Source organism: Streptomyces sp. NPDC050548, from assembly GCF_044457385.1.
GTDB lineage: Bacteria > Actinomycetota > Actinomycetes > Streptomycetales > Streptomycetaceae > Streptomyces.
In genome coordinates, this window is record NZ_JBITGV010000001.1 from 1,196,877 (window position 1) to 1,219,407 (window position 22,531).

Annotated in this window: 21 protein-coding genes and 1 riboswitch; of the genes, 9 read left to right on the forward strand and 12 right to left on the reverse strand. The window is 70.5% G+C overall.

The annotated features are described in order from the left end of the window. Window positions 1-81 precede the first annotated feature (81 nt). The 4 genes from groL to thrC form a co-directional block, all read right to left on the reverse strand. Entirely contained in the window at window positions 82-1,704 is a 1,623-nt protein-coding gene (gene groL / locus ACIBJH_RS05675; RefSeq protein ID WP_399115524.1) for a chaperonin GroEL, read from the reverse strand. A 341-nt stretch (window positions 1,705-2,045) separates the two neighbouring features. Then, on the reverse strand, window positions 2,046-2,252 hold the full coding sequence (locus tag ACIBJH_RS05680; protein WP_007493268.1) for a cold-shock protein: 207 nt from the start codon (window positions 2,250-2,252) through the stop codon (window positions 2,046-2,048). Window positions 2,253-2,683: 431 nt separating this feature from the next. Beyond that, window positions 2,684-2,959: a MoaD/ThiS family protein gene (locus ACIBJH_RS05685; RefSeq protein WP_019072479.1), complete on the reverse strand. Its 276-nt coding sequence runs from the start codon at window positions 2,957-2,959 to the stop codon at window positions 2,684-2,686. Between the two features lie 88 nt (window positions 2,960-3,047). After that, a complete protein-coding gene (thrC, locus tag ACIBJH_RS05690) occupies window positions 3,048-4,364 on the reverse strand; it encodes a threonine synthase (protein ID WP_399115525.1) in 1,317 nt (438 codons plus the stop codon). A gap of 15 nt (window positions 4,365-4,379) precedes the next feature. Beyond that, window positions 4,380-4,531, reverse strand: a riboswitch (SAM riboswitch). A gap of 182 nt (window positions 4,532-4,713) precedes the next feature. Between thrC and ACIBJH_RS05695 the strand changes: the two genes are divergently transcribed. Then, window positions 4,714-5,658 (forward strand): glucosyl-3-phosphoglycerate synthase, encoded by a 945-nt coding sequence (locus ACIBJH_RS05695; RefSeq protein WP_399115526.1) that lies wholly within the window; start codon window positions 4,714-4,716, stop codon window positions 5,656-5,658. 106 nt (window positions 5,659-5,764) lie between these two features. Further along, entirely contained in the window at window positions 5,765-7,261 is a 1,497-nt protein-coding gene (locus ACIBJH_RS05700; protein WP_399115527.1) for a trehalose-6-phosphate synthase, read from the forward strand. A 736-nt stretch (window positions 7,262-7,997) separates the two neighbouring features. Here the strand turns inward: ACIBJH_RS05700 and otsB are convergent. From otsB to ACIBJH_RS05715, 3 genes are read right to left on the reverse strand one after another with little or no spacing between them, the layout of a single operon-like run. Further along, window positions 7,998-8,909: a trehalose-phosphatase gene (gene otsB, locus ACIBJH_RS05705; RefSeq protein WP_399115528.1), complete on the reverse strand. Its 912-nt coding sequence runs from the start codon at window positions 8,907-8,909 to the stop codon at window positions 7,998-8,000. A gap of 55 nt (window positions 8,910-8,964) precedes the next feature. Further along, entirely contained in the window at window positions 8,965-9,216 is a 252-nt protein-coding gene (locus ACIBJH_RS05710; RefSeq protein ID WP_399115529.1) for a DUF3263 domain-containing protein, read from the reverse strand. 56 nt (window positions 9,217-9,272) lie between these two features. Continuing rightward, complete coding sequence (locus ACIBJH_RS05715) at window positions 9,273-10,508, reverse strand: extracellular solute-binding protein (protein WP_399115530.1); 1,236 nt, start codon at window positions 10,506-10,508, stop codon at window positions 9,273-9,275. A 144-nt stretch (window positions 10,509-10,652) separates the two neighbouring features. On the opposite strand from ACIBJH_RS05715, the gene ACIBJH_RS05720 reads away from it, so the two are divergent. The 3 genes from ACIBJH_RS05720 (at window position 10,653) to ACIBJH_RS05730 (ending at window position 13,858) form a co-directional block, all read left to right on the forward strand. Then, window positions 10,653-11,597: an ROK family protein gene (locus ACIBJH_RS05720; protein ID WP_399115531.1), complete on the forward strand. Its 945-nt coding sequence runs from the start codon at window positions 10,653-10,655 to the stop codon at window positions 11,595-11,597. Next, window positions 11,597-12,808 (forward strand): N-acetylglucosamine-6-phosphate deacetylase, encoded by a 1,212-nt coding sequence (gene nagA, locus ACIBJH_RS05725; protein ID WP_399115532.1) that lies wholly within the window; start codon window positions 11,597-11,599, stop codon window positions 12,806-12,808. The genes ACIBJH_RS05720 and nagA overlap by 1 nt, the downstream gene beginning before the upstream one ends. Window positions 12,809-12,928: 120 nt before the next feature. Continuing rightward, window positions 12,929-13,858, forward strand: a complete 930-nt coding sequence (locus ACIBJH_RS05730) for a 1-phosphofructokinase family hexose kinase (RefSeq protein ID WP_399115534.1) — start codon at window positions 12,929-12,931, stop codon at window positions 13,856-13,858. 13 nt (window positions 13,859-13,871) lie between these two features. Here ACIBJH_RS05730 and ACIBJH_RS05735 read toward each other — a convergent pair whose 3' ends face one another. Together ACIBJH_RS05735 and cdgB are read right to left on the reverse strand one after the other, a co-directional pair. Further along, window positions 13,872-14,840 (reverse strand): CBM35 domain-containing protein, encoded by a 969-nt coding sequence (locus tag ACIBJH_RS05735; RefSeq protein ID WP_399115535.1) that lies wholly within the window; start codon window positions 14,838-14,840, stop codon window positions 13,872-13,874. Between the two features lie 132 nt (window positions 14,841-14,972). After that, window positions 14,973-16,631, reverse strand: coding sequence for a diguanylate cyclase CdgB (gene cdgB, locus ACIBJH_RS05740; protein ID WP_399115536.1), 1,659 nt, complete (start codon window positions 16,629-16,631; stop codon window positions 14,973-14,975). Between the two features lie 305 nt (window positions 16,632-16,936). On the opposite strand from cdgB, the gene ACIBJH_RS05745 reads away from it, so the two are divergent. Both ACIBJH_RS05745 and ACIBJH_RS05750 read left to right on the forward strand, forming a co-directional pair. After that, a complete protein-coding gene (locus ACIBJH_RS05745; RefSeq protein WP_399115537.1) occupies window positions 16,937-17,509 on the forward strand; it encodes a flavin reductase family protein in 573 nt (190 codons plus the stop codon). A 48-nt stretch (window positions 17,510-17,557) separates the two neighbouring features. Then, window positions 17,558-18,040 carry a GNAT family N-acetyltransferase gene (locus ACIBJH_RS05750; protein ID WP_399115538.1) on the forward strand — a complete coding sequence of 161 codons (483 nt, stop codon included), beginning with the start codon at window positions 17,558-17,560 and terminating at the stop codon, window positions 18,038-18,040. Between the two features lie 7 nt (window positions 18,041-18,047). On the opposite strand, the gene ACIBJH_RS05755 is transcribed toward ACIBJH_RS05750, so the two are convergent. Beyond that, window positions 18,048-18,923, reverse strand: coding sequence for a sigma-70 family RNA polymerase sigma factor (locus ACIBJH_RS05755; protein ID WP_399115539.1), 876 nt, complete (start codon window positions 18,921-18,923; stop codon window positions 18,048-18,050). A gap of 87 nt (window positions 18,924-19,010) precedes the next feature. Further along, the gene (arfB, locus tag ACIBJH_RS05760; protein WP_019072464.1) at window positions 19,011-19,439 is read right to left on the reverse strand and encodes an alternative ribosome rescue aminoacyl-tRNA hydrolase ArfB; all 429 of its coding nucleotides are present in this window, start codon (window positions 19,437-19,439) and stop codon (window positions 19,011-19,013) included. 176 nt (window positions 19,440-19,615) lie between these two features. Between arfB and ACIBJH_RS05765 the strand changes: the two genes are divergently transcribed. Further along, on the forward strand, window positions 19,616-20,191 hold the full coding sequence (locus ACIBJH_RS05765) for a TerD family protein (RefSeq protein WP_019072463.1): 576 nt from the start codon (window positions 19,616-19,618) through the stop codon (window positions 20,189-20,191). 171 nt (window positions 20,192-20,362) lie between these two features. Beyond that, complete coding sequence (locus tag ACIBJH_RS05770; RefSeq protein ID WP_399115540.1) at window positions 20,363-21,625, forward strand: DUF1266 domain-containing protein; 1,263 nt, start codon at window positions 20,363-20,365, stop codon at window positions 21,623-21,625. 12 nt (window positions 21,626-21,637) lie between these two features. On the opposite strand, the gene ACIBJH_RS05775 is transcribed toward ACIBJH_RS05770, so the two are convergent. After that, window positions 21,638-22,492, reverse strand: a complete 855-nt coding sequence (locus tag ACIBJH_RS05775) for a LysR family transcriptional regulator (RefSeq protein ID WP_399115541.1) — start codon at window positions 22,490-22,492, stop codon at window positions 21,638-21,640. Between the last annotated feature and the right edge of the window lie 39 nt (window positions 22,493-22,531).

Genomic DNA, 22,531 nt, shown 5'->3' on the forward strand with positions numbered 1-22,531 from the left:
ACACGCCCGAGGGCGGTACCCCCCGCCAGAAGCAGGAAGTACCGCCCTCGGTAAGACCGTTGATCAACCGGAAGGGGTCGATCAGAAGTCCATGTCACCGCCCGGCATGCCGCCGCCGGCCGGCGCGGACGCCTTCTCCGGCTTGTCGGCGATGACGGCCTCGGTGGTGAGGAAGAGCGCGGCGATGGAGGCCGCGTTCTGCAGCGCGGAGCGCGTGACCTTCGCCGGGTCGATGATGCCCTCGGCGATGAGGTCCACGTACTCGCCGGTCGCGGCGTTGAGGCCGTGACCCGGGGTGAGGTTGCGGACCTTCTCCACCACGACGCCGCCCTCAAGGCCGGCGTTGACGGCGATCTGCTTCAGCGGGGCCTCAAGGGCCAGCTTCACGATCGCGGCACCGGTGGCCTCGTCGCCTTCGAGCTCCAGCTTCTCGAAGACGTGACCGGCCTGGATGAGCGCGACGCCGCCACCGGCGACGATGCCCTCCTCGACGGCCGCCTTCGCGTTGCGAACGGCGTCCTCGATGCGGTGCTTGCGCTCCTTGAGCTCGACCTCGGTGGCCGCGCCCGCCTTGATGACGGCGACGCCACCCGCGAGCTTGGCCAGGCGCTCCTGGAGCTTCTCGCGGTCGTAGTCCGAGTCGCTGTTCTCGATCTCGGCGCGGATCTGGTTGACCCGGCCGGCGACCTGGTCGGCGGAGCCGGAGCCGTCGACGATGGTGGTCTCGTCCTTGGTGATGACGACCTTGCGGGCGCGGCCGAGGAGGTCCACGGTCGCGTTCTCCAGCTTGAGGCCGACCTCCTCGGAGATGACCTCACCGCCGGTCAGGATGCCGATGTCCTGCAGCATCGCCTTGCGGCGGTCGCCGAAGCCCGGGGCCTTGACGGCGACGGACTTGAAGGTGCCGCGGATCTTGTTGACGACCAGCGTGGACAGGGCCTCGCCCTCGACGTCCTCGGCGATGATCAGCAGCGGCTTGCCCGACTGCATGACCTTCTCCAGGAGCGGGAGCAGGTCCTTGACGTTGGCGATCTTGGAGTTGGCGATCAGGATGTACGGGTCGTCGAGGACGGCCTCCATACGCTCCATGTCGGTCGCGAAGTACGCCGAGATGTAGCCCTTGTCGAAGCGCATGCCCTCGGTGAGCTCCAGCTCAAGACCGAAGGTCTGCGACTCCTCGACGGTGATGACGCCTTCCTTGCCGACCTTGTCCATCGCCTCGGCGATGAGCTCGCCGATCTGGGTGTCGGCGGCGGAGATGGAGGCCGTGGAGGCGATCTGCTCCTTGGTCTCGACGTCCTTGGCCTGCTCAAGGAGGGCACCGGAGACGGCCTCGACGGCCTTCTCGATACCGCGCTTGAGGGCCATCGGGTTGGCGCCCGCGGCTACGTTGCGGAGGCCTTCCTTGACGAGGGCCTGGGCGAGGACGGTCGCGGTGGTCGTACCGTCACCGGCGACGTCGTCCGTCTTCTTGGCGACTTCCTTGACCAGCTCGGCGCCGATCTTCTCGTACGGGTCCTCCAGCTCGATCTCCTTGGCGATGGAGACACCATCGTTGGTGATCGTGGGGGCGCCCCACTTCTTCTCAAGGACGACGTTGCGGCCCTTGGGGCCGAGGGTGACCTTGACGGCGTCGGCGAGCTGGTTCATGCCGCGCTCAAGGCCTCGCCGCGCCTCCTCGTCGAACGCGATGATCTTGGCCATGTGAAGTGGTCCTCCCGGACTGGGGTGGATTGCTCCGGACCGCGCTGGCGCCCGCGACGGACGGCTCGCCTGCCCCGTGGCTCCTTGCGCCACCTGGCCTGCGGGCCTCACCGACCCGATCCTTCGTTATCACTCTCACCTTCAGAGTGCTAACGCCAATGATTAGCACTCGGCATGGTCGAGTGCAAGCGGCTCCCAGGTTCTGACACCCGCTCCGGCCCCTGCTCCGGCCCCCGGTCCCGGGCATGCCGAAGGGCCCGTACCCCAGGAGGTGACCCCCCAGGAGTACGAGCCCTTCGATGAAGAACGAAGAACGTCGCTGCTGTTCGTCGGCGCGTGCTTCAGCCGGTCGCGAGCCGGACCATGTCCGCCTGCGGCCCCTTCTGACCCTGCGAGATCTCGAAATCGACCCGCTGACCCTCTTCCAGGGTGCGGTAGCCGTCCATCTGAATCGCGCTGTAGTGGACGAAAACATCCGCACCACCGTCGACCGCGATGAAGCCGTACCCCTTCTCCGCGTTGAACCATTTGACGGTGCCCTGAGCCATGCCTAACTCCCCTATTACTGGCCCTTGCACGGATCCGCACTTCGCGGATCCGGGTCAGACCTCACCCCCCACAGGATTGGGGGCGTGCGCCGGAACGCGTCGACCGCGGCCGAATGTATCCGTCCAACTGCCGTCTGCAACAGGTCAATCCGACGAGAATTCCGGGCAGGACCGGTCGGGAATTTACGGATAATTCGTCCGACTTCAGGGCAAGTCGGGCCGGATAAAGGGCACATAAGGCGCAAAAGACCTGCACACTTTGGCTGCTTCTCATCGCACGCGGAGCCGGTACTCATATGCGTTCGGCATGCCGAGTGGAGCGCGTTCCCCAACTGTACCCCGCTCAACCATAGAGAATTGCCCCCTCCGCTTCTCCAGCGGAGGGGGCAATTCGATGAACTCTCGGTAATCGGCATTACCCAGGGTAACGATCAGCCTCCGGCAACGGCCGGGATGATCGAGACGCCGGCCCCGTCCGGAGTCGCCGTCTCCAGCCCCTGCTCGAACCGCACGTCGTCGTCGTTGACGTACACGTTGACGAACCGACGCAGCTTCCCCTGGTCGTCGAGGACCCGGGCGGAGATCCCGGTGTGGTTCTTCTCCAGGTCACTGATGACCTCGGCGAGGGTGGCGCCTTCGGCGGCGACCTCTGCCTTGCCGCCGGTGTAGGTGCGCAGGATGGTGGGGATGCGAACGGTCACGCTCATGACTTTCAACCTCCGGTCAGGTGGGGGCCTTTAGGGGCGCGGGGAACTGCGCGACCAGCCCCCACCGGCCCGCAGACGAACAACGACGCTAGGACGCGAGCCCAGCCTCCCTGAACGACTCAAGACTCGGCCGGATCGTCGCGGTGAGCCCAGTACCGGCAACCGCGTCCAACGTCTTCAGACCGTCCCCGGTGTTCAGCACCACCGTGGTCAACGTCGGATCCAGCAGCCCGTTCTCGATCAGCTTCTTCGCCACCCCGACGGTCACCCCACCGGCGGTCTCCGCGAAGATCCCCTCCGTGCGCGCCAGCAGCTTGATCGCGTCCACACACTGCTCATCGGTGACGTCCTCCACGGCACCGCCCGTACGCCGGGCGATGTCCAGCACGTAGGGCCCGTCCGCGGGGTTCCCGATGGCGAGGGACTTCGCGATGGTGTTCGGCTTCTGCGGCCGTACGACGTCGTGCCCCGCCTTGTACGCGACGGACACCGGCGAGCAGCCCTCCGCCTGGGCGCCGAAGATCTTGTACGGCTTGTCCTCGACGAGACCGAGCTTGATCAGCTCCTGCAGGCCCTTGTCGATCTTCGTGAGCTGCGAGCCGGAGGCGATCGGCACGACCAGCTGGTCGGGAAGCTGCCAGCCGAGCTGCTCGCAGATCTCGTACGCCAGGGTCTTGGAGCCCTCCGCGTAGTACGGCCGCAGGTTGACGTTGACGAAGCCCCAGCCCTCGCCGGCCGGGTCGCCGATCAGCTCGGAGCAGAAGCGGTTCACGTCGTCGTAGTTGCCCTCGATGCCGACCAGCTCGCCGCCGTAGACCGCGGCCATGACGACCTTGCCCTGCTCCAGGTCGTGCGGGATGAACACGCAGGAGCGGAAGCCGGCCCGGGCGGCGGCGGCACCGACGGCGCCGGCGAGGTTGCCGGTGGAGGAGCAGGAGAGGGTGGTGAAGTCGAAGGCGCGGGCGGCCTCGATGGCCTGTGCCACGACGCGGTCCTTGAAGGAGTGCGTCGGATTGCCGGAGTCGTCCTTCACGAACAACTTGCCCGCGTCGACGCCCAGTTCGCGGGCGAGGTTGTCGGCCTGGACGAGCTTGGTCCAGCCGGGGTTGATGTTCGGCTTGGTCGCCACGTCGGCGGGGACGGGCAGGAGGGGCGCGTAACGCCAGATGTTCGCGGGGCCCGCTTCGATCCGCTTGCGGAGCTCTTCGGTGTCGTAGGCCGAGAAGTCGTAGGCGATCTCCAGCGGGCCGAAACACTCCTCGCAGGCGAAGACCGGGCCGAGCGGGACGCGGTGGCCGCACTCGCGGCAGGAGAGCGCGGTGGCGGGGCCGAGATCAACGGCGTCTGCGGACTTCGTGTCCGTCTTCGCGGGGTTCGTGGTGCTTGCAACAGTCTGCGCAGCCATGGAGGCGAGGCCCTTTCCTCATCTTCCTCACGACGCGTTTCGCCGTGAGACGGATTTGGCACCTTCCCGAGCCGGGAGCCTCGGCGCATGGTCACCATGCGGCAAGACCGGCTGGAGGGTTGCCGGGGCTTCAACGGGCCGTATCCCTCTGCCCCTCTGGATGAGCGGTGTTCAGTTGTGTATGCAATTGTCTCGCCGACGGCCCCCGACATGCGATGGTCATCAGCGTTGTTCAAGACTGTAACCGAAGGCCAGGACAGTTGAGTGAGCCGTCCGAACCGCGAGATGGATCACATACTCACTGTCTGTGACCAGTCCTCGCCGAGAGAACGCAGAGGAGCCGCGCAACGTGCTGAAGGAAGTCGAGCACTGGCTGAGCACCCGCTCCTGGTCCCTGACCGATCGGCCGCTCCACAAGATCCTGGCCGCGAAGCACCGCACGGGCCAGTCGGTCTCCGTCGTGCTGCCCGCGCTCAACGAGGAGGCGACGGTCGGTGAGATCGTCGCGATCATCCGTCACGACCTCATGCAGCAGGTCCCGCTCGTCGACGAGATCGTCGTCGTCGACTCCGGGTCCACCGACCGCACCTCCGAGGTGGCCGCCGCGGCGGGCGCCCGGGTCGTGCACCGCGACGACATCCTGCCCCGCATCCCCACCGTGCCCGGCAAGGGCGAGGTGCTGTGGCGCTCGCTGCTGGTCACCAGCGGCGACATCGTCTGCTTCATCGACGCGGACCTGAAGGAGTTCTCCTCCGACTTCGTCACCGGGATCGTGGGCCCGCTGCTCACCGACCCCGGCGTCGACCTCGTCAAGGCGATGTACGACCGCCCGCTGGGCGGCGCGGCCGGCCAGGGCGGACGTGTCACCGAGATGATGGCCCGCCCGCTGCTGAACATGCACTGGCCTCAACTGGCCGGATTCGTCCAGCCGTTGGGCGGCGAGTACGCGGCCCGGCGCTCGCTGCTCGAACAGCTGCCGTTCCCCGTCGGGTACGGCGTCGAGTTGGGCATGCTCGTCGACGCGCTGCACCTGGTGGGCCTGGACGCCCTCGCCCAGGTCGACGTGGGTGTGCGCAAGCACCGGCACCAGGACGGGCAGGCACTGGGGCGGATGGCCGCGCAGATCTACCGCACGGCACAGCTGAGGCTGGCCCGCGGGCATCTCATCCGGCCGTCCCTGACCCAGTTCGAGCGGGGGCCGGACGGTTTCGAGCCGCGCACGTACTCCGTGGACACGGAGGAACGGCCGCCGATGGCGGACATCACCGAGTACCAGTCGCGCAAGGTGGCGTAGCCGACGGCACGACAGCCAGGGCCCGGGGGCCGTATACGGACTCCGACAGTCCGCCGCGGGCCGTCCGTACGTTTGAGTGTTTCCGGGCCGGGCTAGGTTGTGCCGTATGGCTTCCACGGCTTCCACGCCCTCTCCCGGTGCAGCTCAGGTGCTCGTCGCGTCCAATCGCGGCCCGGTCTCGTACGAGGTGGGCGACGACGGTTCGCTGCACGCCCGGCGCGGGGGCGGCGGGCTGGTGTCGGGTCTTTCGGCGATCGGGCCGGACGCGGGGGCGCTGTGGGTGTGCTCGGCGCTGTCGGAGGGTGACCGGGAGGCGGTACGGCGGGGCGTCGGCGAGGACGGTGTGCGGATGCTCGCCATTCCGGCCGACGTGCACGCCGACGCGTACAACGGCATCGCCAACTCCGTGCTCTGGTTCGTCCACCACATGCTGTACCAGACCCCGCTGGAGCCGGTCTTCGACGCGGAGTTCCGGCGCCAGTGGGAGTCGTACGAGACATACAACCGGGCGTTCGCCGAGGCGCTGGCCCAGGAGGCGGCCGAGGGCGCGGCGGTACTGGTGCAGGACTACCACCTGTGTCTGGTCCCGGGGATGCTGAGGGAGTTGCGGCCGGACCTGCGGATCGGACACTTCTCGCACACGCCGTGGGCGCCGCAGGACTACTTCCGGATGCTGCCCGACGACATCCAGGCGCGGCTGATGGAGGGCATGCTCGGGGCGGACCGGGTGGGGTTCCTGACCTGGCGCTGGGCGACGGCGTTCCAGAACTGCGCGGGCGGGGTCGACACCGATCGCTGGCTCTCCACGTGGCCGTCGGGCGCCCCGCGGGCCATCGAGCACCTGGGGAAGGACGGGCCCACCCACCAGGAGCGGATCACCCGCCGGACGCTCATCGGTGTGCACGGGCTCGGCGCCGACGCCGAGTTCCTGCACGCGCGCTCGCACCAGGCGGACGTCGAGGAGCGGATGGCCGCGCTGCGCGAGGAGATCGGCGAGGGCCGCCGGACCATCGTCCGCGTCGACCGCACCGAACTCTCCAAGAACATCGTGCGCGGACTGCTGGCCTACCGCCAACTCCTCGACGACCACCCCGAGTGGCGGGAGCGGGTCGTGCACGTGGCCTTCGCCTACCCGTCCCGGCAGGACCTCGCCGTGTACCGGAACTACACGGCCGAGGTGCAACGGGTCGCCGACGAGATCAACTCCCTTTACCAGACGCCCGGCTGGACCCCGGTCGTCCTCCACGTCAAGGACGACTTCGCCCGCTCCCTCGCCGCGTACCGCCTCGCCGACGTGGCCCTCGTCAACCCCATCCGCGACGGCATGAACCTCGTCGCCAAGGAGGTCCCGGTCGTCTCCGACGAGGGCTGCGCGCTGGTCCTGTCCCGCGAGGCGGGCGCGTTCCAGGAACTGGGCAAGGACGCGATCGCCGTCAACCCGTACGACGTGATCGGCACGGCCGACGCCCTCCACGAGGCCCTGACCATGCCGGCCGAGGAACGCGCCGAACGAACAAAGAGGCTGGCCGTCGCGGCCACGGCACTCCCCCCGGCCCAGTGGTTCCTGGAACAGCTGAACGCGCTGCGGGACCAGGCGAGTTGATCGTCGGGCGCGGGCGTTAGAGCGCCGGGGAGACCGGCCGACGGGCGCCCGGGCAGCCGCGACGACCTGACCCGGCGCCCGCCAACACCCGCGCACGATCAGCCGAGTTCACGGGCCCGCGTCAACGGCAGGGCCACGGTCCCGGCGGACGACGCCCGCCACGCCGTTGCAGCGGGCCCGACTCGCCGCTGCCCGCGCCGGGCGCAGGACCTGACACCCCACCCGGCCTCCTCCGCCAACACCCGCCCCGATCAACCCAGTTGATGACGACGGGCGGGTGGCGTACCGCCGGGACCGCCGACCGGTGACGCCCGGGCCCGGCCCGACAATCCGGCCCAGCACCCGCCAACACCCGCGCACGATCAGCCGAGTTCACGGGCCCGCGTCAACGGCAGGGCCACGGTCCCGGCGGACGACGCCCGCCACGCCGTTGCGGCGGGCCCGACTCGCCGCTGCCCGCGCCGGGCGCAGGACCGGACCCCTGCTGACCTCCTCCGCCAACACCCGCCCTGATCAGCCCAGTTGATGACCACGGGCGGGAGGCGCCGAACACCGGACCGCCGACCGGGGGCACCCGGACCGACGCGAAAACCTGAACCGGCACCACCAACACCCCACCTGATTACCCCCGTTGATGGCCACCGACGGGGGCGCCGGAACGCCGAGAAAGCCAGCCGGGGGCACCCGGACCGACGCGACGAACCGACCCAGCGCGCCCGTCAACACCCCCACACAATCAGCCCAGTTGAGCGGCGAGAGCCGACAGCAGGCCTACAACCCCCGCCGCCCCGTCCACCACCAGGTCCGCCCTCTCCCGCAGTTCTGTCACCTCGTCGTTGCCGCTGCACACGAGGAGGCCGGGGAGGCCGTCGGAGCGGAGTTTTTCCACGGCGGCGAAGGCGGGGAGGTCGCCGAGGTCGTCGCCGGCGTAGAGGACGGACTCGGCGTTCGTCTCGCGGAGGTAGTCGGCGAGGGCGACTCCCTTGTCCATGCCCGGTGGGCGCAACTCCAGGACCAGGCGGCCCGGTTCGACGATCAGGCCGTGGCGGGTGGCGAGGTCGGTGAGGGGGGCGCGGAGGGCCTCGAAGGCGGCCTGGGGGTCCGTGGCGCGGCGGGTGTGGACGGCGAGGGCGCGGCCCTTCTCCTCGATCCAGGTGCCCTGCCACGCGCCGATCCGGTCGAGGAAGCCCGGGAGTTCGGCGCGGACGGCGGCCACACCCGGGTGCTGGGCGGGGGCGCTGACGGTGCTGGTGACCGCGTCCCAGCGTTCCGTGCCGTAGTGGCCGAGGACGACGAGGTGTTCCAGGCCCGGGACGCCCGCGAAGCCGCCGTTGCGGACCGCCACGCCCGCCGGGCGGCCGGTGATCACGGCGACGGAGGCGACCTTCGGGGCGAGGGCGGCCAGCGCGGGCACCGCGCCCGGGTGTGCACGGGCCTGCTCGGGGTCCGCGACGATCGGTGCGAGTGTGCCGTCGAAGTCGAGTCCGATCACCGCGGCGGAGGGGCGCGCGAGGATCGCTTCCAGGCCCTCACGCCCGGCACTGGTACGAGGGATCGGCAGGGTCGGCAGTGCGTCCGGGGAAGGGGAAGGGGAATGGGAATGGGAAGGGGAATGGACTGGATCGGTGGAGTCCTCAGGGCTGCCCATACAACGACCCTATCCGGGCGGAGCCGACCGCACCCCTCGCCCCTCGGCCGGACCCTCACCGCTCCGAACGCCGCGTCTCACGGACCCGTCTCAGCCTGTTCACCGTGACCGGGTCGTGGGCGAGCGCCCGCTCGTCGTCCAGCAGGGCGTTGAGCAGCTGGTAGTAGCGCACGGGGACCAGGCCCAGTTCCTCGCGTATCGCGCGCTCCTTCGCGCCGGGGCCCGGGAAGCCGCGGCGCTCCAGCGCGAGGATGTCCTGTTCCCTCCGGTGCAGGGGCGGGAGACGCGAGGGGCGGTCCTTGTCCATGCCCTGCACCGTAACCCCCGCCACCGACAACGGCCCCGGCCCGGCCCGGCCGCCGCCTACTTGCCGCTCTCCGCCAGCGAGGCCGCCGCCTGCAGCTGCCCCAGCACCGCGCCCGGGCTGCCGTTCGCGGCGACCGCCTGCCCTATGCGCTTCTTGATGTCGGCGCTGACCGCGGCCCAGGAGGTGTTGCCGACCGGGTAGAGCGTGGAGAGGGGGAGTTCCTCCAGGAAGGGGCGGAGGTCCTGGTCCTGCTTCGACGCCTCCATCACCTTCGACGCGGAGTTCGTCACCGGCAGCAGGTCGTACTCGCGGGAGAAGGCGAGCACGTTCTTCTCGCTGTAGACGTAGTCGAGGAAGTCACCGATCTGGTCGCGGTGGCCGTTCTGCTTGAACGCGGCCATCCAGTCGGCGACGCCCATCGTGGTCTTGGCCTTGCCGGTGCGCCCCGGCATCGCGACCGTGCCGAACTTGACGCCCTTCTTGGCCGCCTGCTGGATGAGGGTCGGGTGACCGTTGAGCATGCCTACGTCACCGTCGGCGAAGGCGGCGAACGCGTCCGCGCGGTTGAGCTTGGCGGGTGCGACGGGTCCGGTCAGGCCCTTGCCGACGAGGTTGTCGCGCAGCCAGGTGAAGGTGGAGATGTTCTCCGCGGAGTCGAGGGTGTAGGTGCTGCCGAGGTCGTCGGTGTAGCCGCCGCCCCCGCCGAGCAGCCACTGCATGGTCTCGGCCTGCGCCTCCTCGGAGCCGAGCGGCAGCGCGAACGGGTACTTCACGCCCCGCTCCTTCAACGCCTCGGCGTCGGCGGCCAGTTCGCGCCAGTTCTTGGGCGGGGTCAGACCGGCGTCGGCGAAGAGGGTCTTGTTGTAGAAGAGGACGCGCGTGGACGCGGCGAACGGCATGCCGTACTGGACGTGGTCGACATTCCCGGCGTCCGCGAGCGGCTCCAGGAAATCCGCCTCCACGGGGATGGAGAGCAGGTCGGCGGTGGAGTACAGCCTGCCCTCGTCGGCGTAGTCGGCGTACGCGCCGATCTGCGCCATGTCCGGGGCCTTCCCCGCGTCGACCATGGCCCTGACCTTGGCGTCGACCTCGTTCCACGAGTACACGCTGACGTCGACCTTCACACCGGGGTGCTTCGCCTCGTACGCCTTGACGAGCGCGTCCCAGTACTTCCGCGAACTGTTGGACGCGGAGTCGCCGTAGTCGGCGGCGACGAGTCTCAGGGTGACGTCACCGGAGTCCCCGCCGAGGCCGCAGCCGCCGAGGACCGCCGTCATGCCCAGTACGGACATCGCCGCGATCATTCCTGTCCTGCGCCGCTGCACTGCTGACTCCCCAAAGCTTTGCTGTCGTGACGTTCGCTCCGCGAACCCATAAGGTCTACACCACGTAAGTGGACTAGACCTCTCGCGGGTAGACGGGCCACACTGTCCCCCGTGAGACATGTCATCGCCCTCGACGTGGGCGGCACCGGGATGAAAGCCGCCCTAGTGGGCGCCGACGGCGAGCTGCTGCACCGGGCCCGCCGGGCGACCGGCCGCGAGCGCGGACCGGACGCGGTCGTCGAGCACATCCTCGGCTTCGCCGCCGAGCTGCGCGCGTACGGCGAGGAGCGGTACGGCGAGCCCGCGTCCGCCGCCGGAGTCGCCGTCCCCGGCATCGTCGACGCCGAGCGGGGCATCGCCGCCTACTCGGCCAACCTCGGCTGGCGCGACGTACCCCTGCGCGACCTGCTCGCCGCCCGGCTCGGCGGTGTCCCGGTCGCCCTCGGCCACGACGTCCGCACCGGCGGCCTCGCCGAGGGCCGCATCGGCGCGGGCAAGGGCGCCGACCGCTTCCTGTTCGTACCGCTGGGCACCGGCATAGCGGGCGCGATCGGCATCGACGGCCGGGTGGAGGCGGGCGCCCACGGCTTCGCGGGCGAGATCGGCCACATCGTCGTACGCCCCGGCGGCGCCCCCTGCCCCTGCGGCCAGACCGGCTGCCTGGAGCGGTACGCGTCCGCGGCGGCGGTGACCGAGGCGTGGACGGCCGTTTCCGGCGCCCCGGACGCGGACGCGGCGGACTGCGCGAAGGCGGTCGCCTCCGGGGACCCCCGCGCGGAAAAAGTCTGGCAGGAAGCCGTGGACGCCCTCGCCGACGGCCTCGTCACCGCCCTCACCCTCCTGGACCCCCGCACGATCATCATCGGTGGCGGCCTGGCCGAGGCGGGGGAAACGTTGTTCACACCACTCCGGGAGGCGGTCGAGACCAGGATCACCTTCCAGAAACTTCCGACGATCGTCCCCGCGGCCCTGGGAGACACCGCCGGATGCCTCGGTGCCGGCCTCCTGGCCTGGGATCTCCTACACACCACTGACCGCACGGAGGTAACGCCCTAATGGCAACTCCCTCAGGGGCGCGGGGAACTGCGCGACCAGCCCCCACCGGCCCGCACCCCGCAACGGCGAACGCACCCCTGATCCTGTCCGGCGCGAACGTGGTCCTCCCCACCGGCATCGTGCGCGGCGGCCGAGTCATCGTGGACGGCACGAAGATCACCGATGCCGCCCCCGACAACGCCCAAGTACTCGACGTCACCGGCCACTGGCTCGTACCGGGATTCGTCGACCTCCACAACCACGGCGGCGGCGGAGCCTCCTTCACCTCCGGCACCGTCGAGGACGTCCTCAAGGGCATCCACACCCACCGCCTGCACGGCACGACGACCCTCGTCGCCTCGACCGTCACCGGCGAGATGGACTTCCTGACCCACCGCGCCGGCCTCCTCTCCGAACTGGCCGAGCAGGGCGACCTCGCCGGCATCCACTTCGAGGGCCCGTTCATCTCCCCGTGCCGCAAGGGCGCCCACTCCGAGGCCCTGCTGCGCGAGCCCGACCCCGCGGACGTGCGCAAGCTGGTCGACGCGGCGCGCGGCAGCGCCAAGATGGTCACGCTGGCGACCGAACTCCCGGGCGGCCTCGACTCCGTACGGCTGCTCGTCGAGCACGGCGTCATCGCGGCGATCGGGCACACGGACGCGTCGTACGAGCAGACGGTGGAGGCGATCGACGCGGGCGCGACGGTCGCCACGCATCTGTACAACGCGATGCCGCAGCTCGGTCACCGGGAGCCCGGTCCGATCGCGGCGCTTCTCGAAGACGAGCGCGTCACCGTCGAGTTGATCAACGACGGTACGCATCTCCATCCGGCGGCCCTGGAGTTGGCGTTCCATCACGCGGGCGCGGGCCGGGTGGCGTTCATCACGGACGCGATGGACGCGGCGGGCTTCGGTGACGGCCGGTACATGCTCGGCCCGTTGGAGGTCGAGGTGAGTGAGGGGGTCGCGCGGTTGGTGGAGGGCGGTTCGATCGCCGGCTCGACGCTGACCCTGGACCGGGCCTTCAAGCGTGCGGTGACGGTCGACCGGCTGCCGGTCGAGGACGTGGTCACCGCGATCTCCGCCAACCCGGCCAAACTGCTGGGGAGTTACGACGAGATCGGCTCGCTGGAGCCCGGCAAGTACGCCGACCTGGTGCTGCTGGACTCCGACTTCGATCTCAAGGGCGTGATGCGGCGCGGCACTTGGGTGGTCGAGCCCCAACTGGGCTGATATGTGACGTGGTTGACGGCGGCGGTTGTCCCGGGGGACTGGGAGGACCGCCTCCCGTTTGGCATCATCGAGCCTCCGGAGCAAGCGCGTTCACGCGAAAGTCGGGGGAGGTCGACGCGGGTGATTCTCACGGTCACACTCAACACCGCGCTCGACATCACCTACCGGGTACGGGAGTTGCGGCCGCACGGCACACACCGCGTCTCCGAGGTGACCGAGCGGCCCGGCGGCAAGGGCATCAACGTGGCCCGGGTGCTGGCCGCCCTCGGCCACGAGGTGACGGTGACCGGGTTCACGGGCGGTGCCACCGGGCGGGTCGTACAGGAGCAACTGGCCGGTACGCCGGGTGTGTTGGACGCGCTGGTCCCGGTCTCCGGGGCCACCCGGCGCACGACGGCGATCGTGGACGAGCTGACCGGTGACACGACTCAACTCAACGAGCCCGGCCCGACGGTCACTTCGGCGGAGTGGTCGGCGTTCCAGGAGGCGTACGGCGCCCTGTTGGGCGGGGTGTCGGCGGTGGCCCTGTGCGGGAGTCTGCCGCCGGGGGTGCCGGTGGGCGCGTATGCCGGGCTGGTCCGGACAGCGCGGGCGGCCGGGGTGCCCGTGCTGCTGGACACCAGCGGCGAACCCCTGCGCCGCGGAGTCGCCGCCCGCCCCGACATCCTCAAGCCCAACACCGACGAACTGGCCGAACTCACCGGCTCCCACGACCCGTTGCGGGCCACGCAGGACGCGCGGCGCCGGGGCGCCCGTACGGTCGTCGCCTCGCTGGGTGTGCGGGGTCTGCTGGCGGCGACCCCGGAGGGCGACTGGCACGCGGCGCCTCCGGCGCGGGTGCACGGCAATCCGGCTGGCGCGGGCGACTCGGCGGTCGCGGGCCTGCTCTCGGGACTGGTCGAACGCCTGCCCTGGCCGGACCGCCTGGCCCGGGCCGTGGCCCTGTCGGCGGCGACCGTACTGGCACCGGCGGCGGGCGAGTTCGACCGCCCGGCCTACGAGGAGCTGCTGGGGCGGGTCACGGTGACGGGGGACGCCACGGCGGCATAGGACCCGCCCGGGGCTACGACTTCCAGCCCGATTCCAGGGAGAACTGGTCGAAGTTGACGTCGCACTGGTTGCCCTGCTCGCAGGAGACCTTGATGGTGTTGGTGCCCTTGTTGAGGGTGATGTTCCCCCAGGTGTTGGTCCAGCCCTTTTCGTAGTCGCCCTCCGCGGCCTTGGCGAAGTTGCCGAGGTTGAGCGGGCGGGTCTGGGCCGTGCCGTTGACCGTGAGCGTGGCGTTGGCGTCCTTGCCGGGTACGCCGTAGTTGACGTTCAGCGTGTACTTGCCGGCCTTGGTGATGCCGTTCACCGTCCAGGTGATGGACGCGCCGACCTGGTTGAAGCCCGACACATAGACGCCGCCCGCGGCCTCCGCGCCATCGACGTCCGAGGCCGTGGTGGTCCCGCCGTCCAGCTTCAGCGCCTTGGCGTCGACCTCCTGCGTCTCCGCGCCGTCCGACGCGCTGCTGCTCGGCGACGGGCTCGACGACGCGCTCTGCGACGCGGACGGGGTGCTGCCCGCCTGGTCGCCGGTCTTGTTGCTGTCGTCGTTGCCGTTCATCATCGCCACGCTGATGCCGATGACCACCGCGGCGACGACCGCGATCGCGCCGATCAGCAGACCCTTGGTGTTGGGGCCGCGGCCCCGGCCGCCGCCGCGTCCGCCGTCGTAGGACGGGGGCTGCTGGGTGGGCGGGGCGCCGAACGCCTCCGGGGCCTGGTAGTGCGCGTTCGGCTGAGCGCCGTAGGCCTGCTGCTGCGGGACGGTCTGGCCGTACGGCTGCTGGTACTGGGCGGTGGGGGCGGCGGCGGGCGGGCCGCCGTACTGGCGCTCGCCGACCGCGCGCACCCGGTTGACGGAACCCGGGTAGCCGTAGCCGCCACCGCCGGACGGCGGCTGGGCGCCGTTGGCCTGGCCATCGGCGTACAGATAGCCGAACGGGTCGTCGTCCTCGGGCGTGCTCGCGCCGTTGTTGCCGGGCGTCATCCCTAGGTACTCCTCAACAGGTGCGGGGCGGATCAGAAACGTCAGCTTCATACGTCTGGAGAACTGCGAGCCTACCCGCTCCGCGTAGTCCAAACAGGTGACTCGGGCCGCATCACAACGCTGACCTGGAGATCATCCCGCGCGTCTGTGCTGTTTGGGACGAGATCGTTTCTCGATGTACATCCGTTCGTCGGCGGACTTCAACACCTCGTCCGCCGTCATGCCGCAGTGGGCCCACCCGATGCCGAAGCTGGCCCCGACCCGCATGGCCCGGCCGTCGACCCGGATGGGCTGAATGATCTCGTTCCGCAGGCGTACGGCGAGGTCGGCGGCGTCGGCCTTGCCGAGGCCGTCGGCGAGGACCACGAACTCGTCGCCGCCGAGCCGGGCCACCGTGTCGCCGTCGCGCACGGCCCGGCCGAGCCGGCGGGCGACCTCGATGAGGACCGCGTCACCCGCGTTGTGCCCGAACCGGTCGTTGATCGACTTGAAGCCGTCGAGGTCGCAGAAGAGGACCGCGAGCCCCTTGGTGCCGTCGTCGCGCTCGCCCTCGGGGGCGATGGTGTGGACGTGGTGGTCGTAGGCGCCCAGGAGGTCGGCGCCGGGGGGGTAGTCGAAGCCGTGGCCGTTCGTGTCGTAGGCCGGGTGTCCGTAGGCGGCGTCGAGGGACTCGACCTCGCCGGGGAAGGCGGAGGTCGGGCGCTGACAGAGGCGCGAGGAGAGGCGGGTGCGCAGCTCGGCCGAGTTCGGCAGGCCGGTGAGCGCGTCGTGCGCGGCGCGGTGGGCGAGCTGCAGCTCGCGGCGCTTGCGGTCCTCTATGTCCTCGACGTGGGAGAGGAGGAAGCGCGGCCCGTCGGCGGCGTCGGCGACGACGGAGTTGCGGAGCGAGACCCAGACGTAGGTGCCGTCCCGGCGGCCCAGGCGGAGTTCCGCCCGTCCGCCCTCCGCCGAGGTTCTCAGCAGGGTGCCTATGTCCTCGGGGTGGACGAGGTCCGAGAAGGAGTAGCGGCGCATCGCGGAGGCGGGGCGGCCCAGGAGGCGGCACAGGGCGTCGTTGCTGCGGAGTATTCGGCCGTGCTGGTCGCCGCCCATCTCGGCTATCGCCATGCCGGAGGGGGCGTACTCGAAGGCCTGCCGGAAGCTCTCCTCGCTTGCGCGCAGGGCCTGTTGCTCGCGTTCGAGTCTGACAAGTGCGCGTTGCATATTCGCACGTAGACGCGCGTTGCTGATCGCGATGGCGGCCTGGAACGCGTACATCTGGAGCGCTTCACGACCCCATGCGCCCGGCCGGCGGCCGTTGCGCGGCCGGTCCACGGACAGGACGCCGATCAGTTCGCCGCACGAGCCGCCGGAGACGCCGGGCGTGTACATCGGCGCGAACAGCCGGTCGGAGGGGTGCCACTCGTCCTCGAAGCGGGGGGCGGGGCCGTCGGTGTACCACTGGGGTACGTCGTCCTCGTCGAGGACCCAGCCCTCGGTGTGCGGTATGAACCGCAGGTCGCCCCAGTCCTCGCCCATGCCGAGGCGGCGCTCCCAGGAGGCGCGGGAGCCGACGCGGCCGGTGATGAGTGCCTCGGCGGCGGAGTTGCCGGAGAACGCGGCGACGACGAGGTCGCCGTCGGGGCGCACGAGGTTGACGCACGCCAGCTCGTACCCGAGGCCGTTGACCACGCCGTCGGCGACGGTCTGCAGGGTGTCCGCCAGGCTGCGGGCGGTGTTCATGTCCGCCATGACCGTATGCAGTTGCCGCAGGTTCTCAAGACGGACGTAGGGTTCCGACTCGGTCTCCATACTCGCCCTCCCCCCGAGACCTCGCAGCGAATCAAGGGTCTTCTTCCCCGCCACTGAATCACAGCGCGCTGCCCACTCGGTACACAGGGTCAACAATTACTACCCCTTGTGACTCAAGTCACAGCAGAAGATGAACAATTGAGTGGAGTTTCTGCGTTTTACCTGTGCGTTTACTGAACGCAAACTTTGTGGCTGTGTGGACATGATGCACGACGATGTTCCGTCGCGTGGGCCATTGGTCCTAGGACCCTGTTGCGACCCAAGTCCGATGCGGAGCGCGGCACTCGGAGATTAGCGTTCCCGGCGTGCTGAACACCGCGTCGATCACCGGGTCCCTCCCCTCCGGGCATGCTGTGGGGGTGAGCAACGACGAGTTCCGCGCCGCCCTCGCCCGGCTGGCCGCGGGCGTGGTCCTGGTGACCGCGCACGAGGAGCCGTACGACCCGGACGACCCGCACGCCCCGGTCGGCGAGGACGTGGGCATGACGGCGACCGCCTTCATGTCGGTCTCCCTGGACCCGCCGCTGGTCCTGGTCAGCCTCCGCAACGGCTCCCGCATGGACGACCTCCTCGACGAACAGCCCCTGTGGGCCGTCTCCGTCCTCTCCGAGAGCCAGCGCCACATCGCGGGCCGCTTCGCGATGAAGGGCCGCATCAGCGACCGCCTCCTCTTCGACGACATCCCCTACGTCCACGGGGCGGCGTCCGGCGCGCCCCTGGTGCGCGGCGCCCTCGCGACCCTCGAATGCCGCACGGAACAACGGATTCCGGCCGGGGACCACACCCTCGTCATCGGCCGCGTACTGACGGCGGAGGCGACGAGCACCGACGGCGGCCCGCTGGCCTATTTCCGCGGCAGGTACCGGCAGTTGGGGTGACCGGGAATTCGGTCGCCCCCCGGTGAGCGGTCCGCCTACCGTGCCCCCATGACGACGATCACCACCGCCGAACCAGGGCCCCGCCTCGAAGAGATCACCCGCGCCAACATCGACGCCGCCCTGGGCATTCGGGTCCACCCCGACCAGGAATTCGCGGTCTCCCCCGTCGTGAAATCCCTCGCCGAGGCCTACGTCCACCCCGGCACCGCCTGGCCCCGCCTGATCGTCGACCAGGACCGCCCCGTCGGCTTCCTCATGGCCTTCTTCGACATCGACTGGAACCTGGACGGCACCGTCATCCGTTCCGGCCTGTGGCGCCTGAACATCGCGGCGGACCAACAGGGGCGCGGCTACGGCCGGTTCGCCGTCGAATCCGTCGCCGCCGAGATCCGCCGCCGGGGCGGCAAGGAGCTCTACGTCACCTGGCACGAGGGCGCGGCCGGGCCGGCGAACTTCTATCTGGGGCTCGGTTTCCGGCCCAACGGCGAGCTGAGCGAGGGCGAGACGGTCGGGGTGCTGGAACTGTCGTAGCCGCGCCTCACACGAGCCGTACGTCCAGCAGCGCCACCTTCTCCGCCTCCGTCACGATGTCGATCGCGGCGATGCGGTCGCCGACGAAGGTGAAGGTCAGAGTGCGCTCGGGGCGGCCGTCGACGACGAGGGCGATGGCGGTGGCGCCGTCGACCAGGGCGGGCCGGGCGAAGGCCGCGAAGTGGGCGAAGGAGGTCGCGCCGGTCGCCACGGCGGCGGCACCCGCGGTCACCGTGTCCCCGGAGCGCGCGACCACGTCCGGGTCGAGCACCTTCACCAGCGCCTCGAAGTCCCCCTCGCGCACGGCGGCCAGAAACGCGTCGGCGACCACCCGCTGCCGTACCGGATCCCCGTCCGGCGCGGGCGCCCCGCGCACCCGCCGCCGGGCCCGGCTCGCCAACTGCCGTGCCGCCGTGGGCGTACGGCCGACGATGGACGCGATCTCCTCGAACGGCACCGCGAACAGGTCGTGCAGCACGAACGCGAGCCGTTCGGCGGGCGTCAGGGTCTCCAGTACGACGAGGAGCGCGGCCCCGACCGAGTCGGCGAGGAGGGCGTCCTGTTCGGGGGTGGGCACGGCGGCCGGGACCGGGGCGCCGGCGTCGAGGGGTTCCTCGGCGCGGGAGGTGCGGGAGCGGAGCATGTCGAGGCAGACCCGGCCCACGACGGTGGTGAGCCAGCCCGCGAGGTTCTCCACCTTTTCCGCGTCGGTCCGGCTCAGCCGTACCCAGGCCTCCTGCACGGCGTCGTCGGCCTCGGCGGACGAGCCGAGCATGCGGTGCGCGACGGCGTGCAGGCGGGCACGGTGGGATTCGAACCGGGCGGCGAGAAATTCGCTGTCCTGTCGCTGCGGGAATTGTCGGGGAAATGCGAAGTCGCCCACAGGTGAACACTCCTCGTCGCGGTCCGTCGTCACTGCTACGACGGAGCGCGGGCCGAGGATGTGACAACCGGCGGCGGGAACCGGGGATTACCCCCAGTCGCGCCCGGTCCGCCCCCGCTTGGTGTCGGAGCGCGCCTTCTTCTCGCGCAGCCGGCGCTCGTTGATGCCCCGGGGGATCCGGGTGGGCCTGCGCGGTTTCGGGGGCGGCGCGGTGGCCTCCGCGAGGAGCGCGGCGAGGCGTACGGCGGCGGTCTCGCGGTTGCGCCACTGGGAGCGGTGCTCGGAGGACCGTACGGTCACCACGCCGTCGACGAGCCGGGAGGCGAGGCGCTCCAGCGCGCGGGCCTTCCACACCTCGGGCAGGGCCTCGGTCTTCGCCAGGTCGAAGCGGAGTTCCACCTGGGAGTCGCTGGTGTTGACGTGCTGCCCGCCCGGCCCCGACGACCGCGAGAAACGCCACATCAGCTCGGCCTCGGGCAGGGAGACGGAGCCGCGGATGAGATAAGGACCGGACATGTCCCCATGGTCGCCTGCCTGTCCGGTCCACGTCACGCCAATTACCTGGAACGTCGCCGGGTAAAGAAAGTAAAGCCACGTGGAACCTTCGATACCCCTCTTGGCGTTCATAGAGGTACCGGTAGCTTCGTCCTCAGTACGAAGCCCGCACCGCAACGAGGGAAGGACTCCCAACAATGGCTGTAAGCCTGTCCAAGGGTGGCAACGTCTCGCTCACCAAGGAGGCCCCGGGCCTGACCGCCGTCACCGTAGGCCTCGGCTGGGACGTCCGCACCACCACCGGCACGGACTTCGACCTCGACGCCTCGGCGATCGCGGTCAACCCCGAGGGCAAGGTCTACTCGGAGGGCCACTTCATCTTCTTCAACAACAAGTCGACCCCGGACCAGACCATCGTCCACACCGGCGACAACCGCACGGGCGAGGGCGCGGGCGACGACGAGGCGATCAACGTCAACCTGGCCGGCCTCCCGGCGGACATCGACAAGATCGTCTTCCCGGTCTCGATCTACGACGCGGAGACCCGCTCGCAGAACTTCGGCCAGGTCCGCAACGCCTACATCCGCATCGTGAACCAGGCGGGCGGCGCGGAGATCGCCCGCTACGACCTCTCCGAGGACGCGGCGACGGAGACGGCGATGGTCTTCGGCGAGCTGTACCGCAACGGCGCGGAGTGGAAGTTCCGCGCGGTGGGCCAGGGTTACGCCTCGGGCCTGGTCGGCATCGCCCAGGACTTCGGCGTCAACGTCTGACGGACAACCCGCCCGCAGTGCACTGTGCGAGGCCCCTGACCGCGTGACTGCGGCCGGGGGCCTCGGGCACAACTGGGAAGGGCGTTTCCGGGGGCCCACAGGGGCGTCTCAGACCCGTGTGGGAGTGTGCCGGGGTCAGCAGCGGCTGGACCCTGGAAGGACAGAGCACCCATGTCGTTCGGACCGCCCTCCGCCGGTTTCGGGCCTCCCCCGCCCGCCGGTCCGCCCGCCTGGACCCCGCCGACCGAGACCGAGCGGGACCTCGCCGGGGCCAGGGCGCGCGGCGACTGGCCCGCGTACTACGACGTACTGGCCCGGACCCACCTCTACTACGAGATGTCCCGCGAGGCCTACGACGCCCAACCCGACCGTGTGCACCGCGTGTTCATCCGCGATGTCCGACACGGCACCCGGCACTGGGAACTGTTCACCGACGGCATGCTCCCCGCGCCGCGCACCGACATGGTCTACTCGCGCGCCTCACTGCGCTGGATAGCCGACGCCTGGACCCCGCAGTGCCCGCCCACCCTCGTCATCAACCCCGGCACCCCCTGCGAACTCCCCCTCCCCTACGGCCCCCGGGGCACGACGGACTGGTCGCGCGCGGCCGAACACGCGGGCACGCCCGCCACCGCGATGCGCCTGCGCGCCCTGCACGTCGGCGGCGCACTGCACGGTCCCGTCGCCCACGGCCTGGCCTGCGGAGCCCTCCTCTGCGTCAGCAACGGCTCCCTGTGGAACGCACCGGCCTGGCACGGCAGCGGCTACGACGGTGAGCGCCGGCAGCTGCGCGAATGGTGGGGCATCACCACCCGCGCCGCATGGCAGCAGCACCTGCGCAACCTGCTCGCCGCCGAAGCCTCCAGCTCCGTGTGGGAGTTCGCGCTGAGCCTGCGCCGCACCATCGCCCGCGACTTCGGCGGCCACGTCGACACCGGCTACTGGCGGCAGGCCGTAGCCACCGTCATCCGCGCCGACTCCGAGGGCTCCACGGTCATCACGGAGGACGGCGTCACGAAGACGGACCCGCGCCCCGCGTCCGAGACCGAGGCCCGCATCGAGGGCGTACAACACCTCATCGGCCGCATCACCCGCTACGAGGCCCGGATGCGGGCCGACGGCATCCTCGACGAGAACCGCCATGTCACCTCCGTCGAGGCCTGGGACCTGGGCCGCGCCTCGAAGATGGCCCGCTGGGGACTCGGCGCCCGCTTCTGCACCCTGCCGGAGACCGAGTCGGCGCTCGTCCGCGCGGGCCGCGCCGCCTCCCTCGCCTATCGCTCCTGGCCGGACTTCTCGGCCGGCTACATCCTGGGCCGCTGCCTCCACTTCGACGAGGAGGAGTTCGGCCCCTGGTACCAGGAGATGGTCACCGCGCACCGGATCCTGACGTCCGATCCGGGGAGCCCCTGGCTGAACATCCCGTTCCGGTAAGGGGCGGACCGATCAGCGCAGGTCGGCCCCGGCTCTGTCCCTCGCGTCTCGCGCGTCCCTCGCGTCGAGGGTCCGCCGTGCCTCCGCCGCGCGGGCCGTGCGCACGAACGCGGCGACGGCCGGGCGGGACGCGCCCTCGGGCCAGGCGAGGGCGAGACGGGTGGGCGGGAGGTCCGACACCGGTACGGCGGTCACCTCGGGGGAGATCCGTTCGGCGGCCCCCGAACCCACGACGGTGACCAGGCGGCCGAGCGCGACCCGGTCGATGATCTCGTCGAGGCCGACGGGTGGGCACTCGCGGGCGTAGTGCGGGTCCCGGCCCAGTTCCGCGACCGTCACCGCGGGGCGGCGGGTCAGCGGATGGTCACGCGGAACCAGCGCGAAGGGCGCCTCCTCGGCCAGGTCGGCGGTCCGCAGCCCGGTGAGGTCGTCGCTGCCGACGCACAGCAGCGCGATGTCGGCGCGGCCGTCCCTGAGGGCGGCCGGGCGGTCATGGGTGAAGACGATGTCGTGACCGCCGACCTCGGAGGAGCGCAGCAGTTCGGCGATCAGTCCGGACGCGGTGCCGGGACGTACGGCCATCACCAGCCGGCCGGGCTGCGGCACCCGCCGCGTCCGCCGTACGGCCGCGTCGAGCGAGTCGAGCAGCCGTCGGCTCTCGTCCAGGAACACGGCACCGGCGTCGGTGAGCGCGACCCGGCGGCTGGTGCGCTCCAGCAGCCGTACGCCCATCCGGCGTTCCAGCCGGCTGATCGCGCGGGACAGCGGGGGCTGGGCGATGCCCAGGCGCTCGGCGGCGCGGCCGAAGTGCAGTTCCTCGGCGACCGCGACGAAGTAGGCGAGTTCGCGGGTCTCCAGACGATCCATACCTCAAGGGTATCGACCCTTGCCGGAACCCTCATGGCT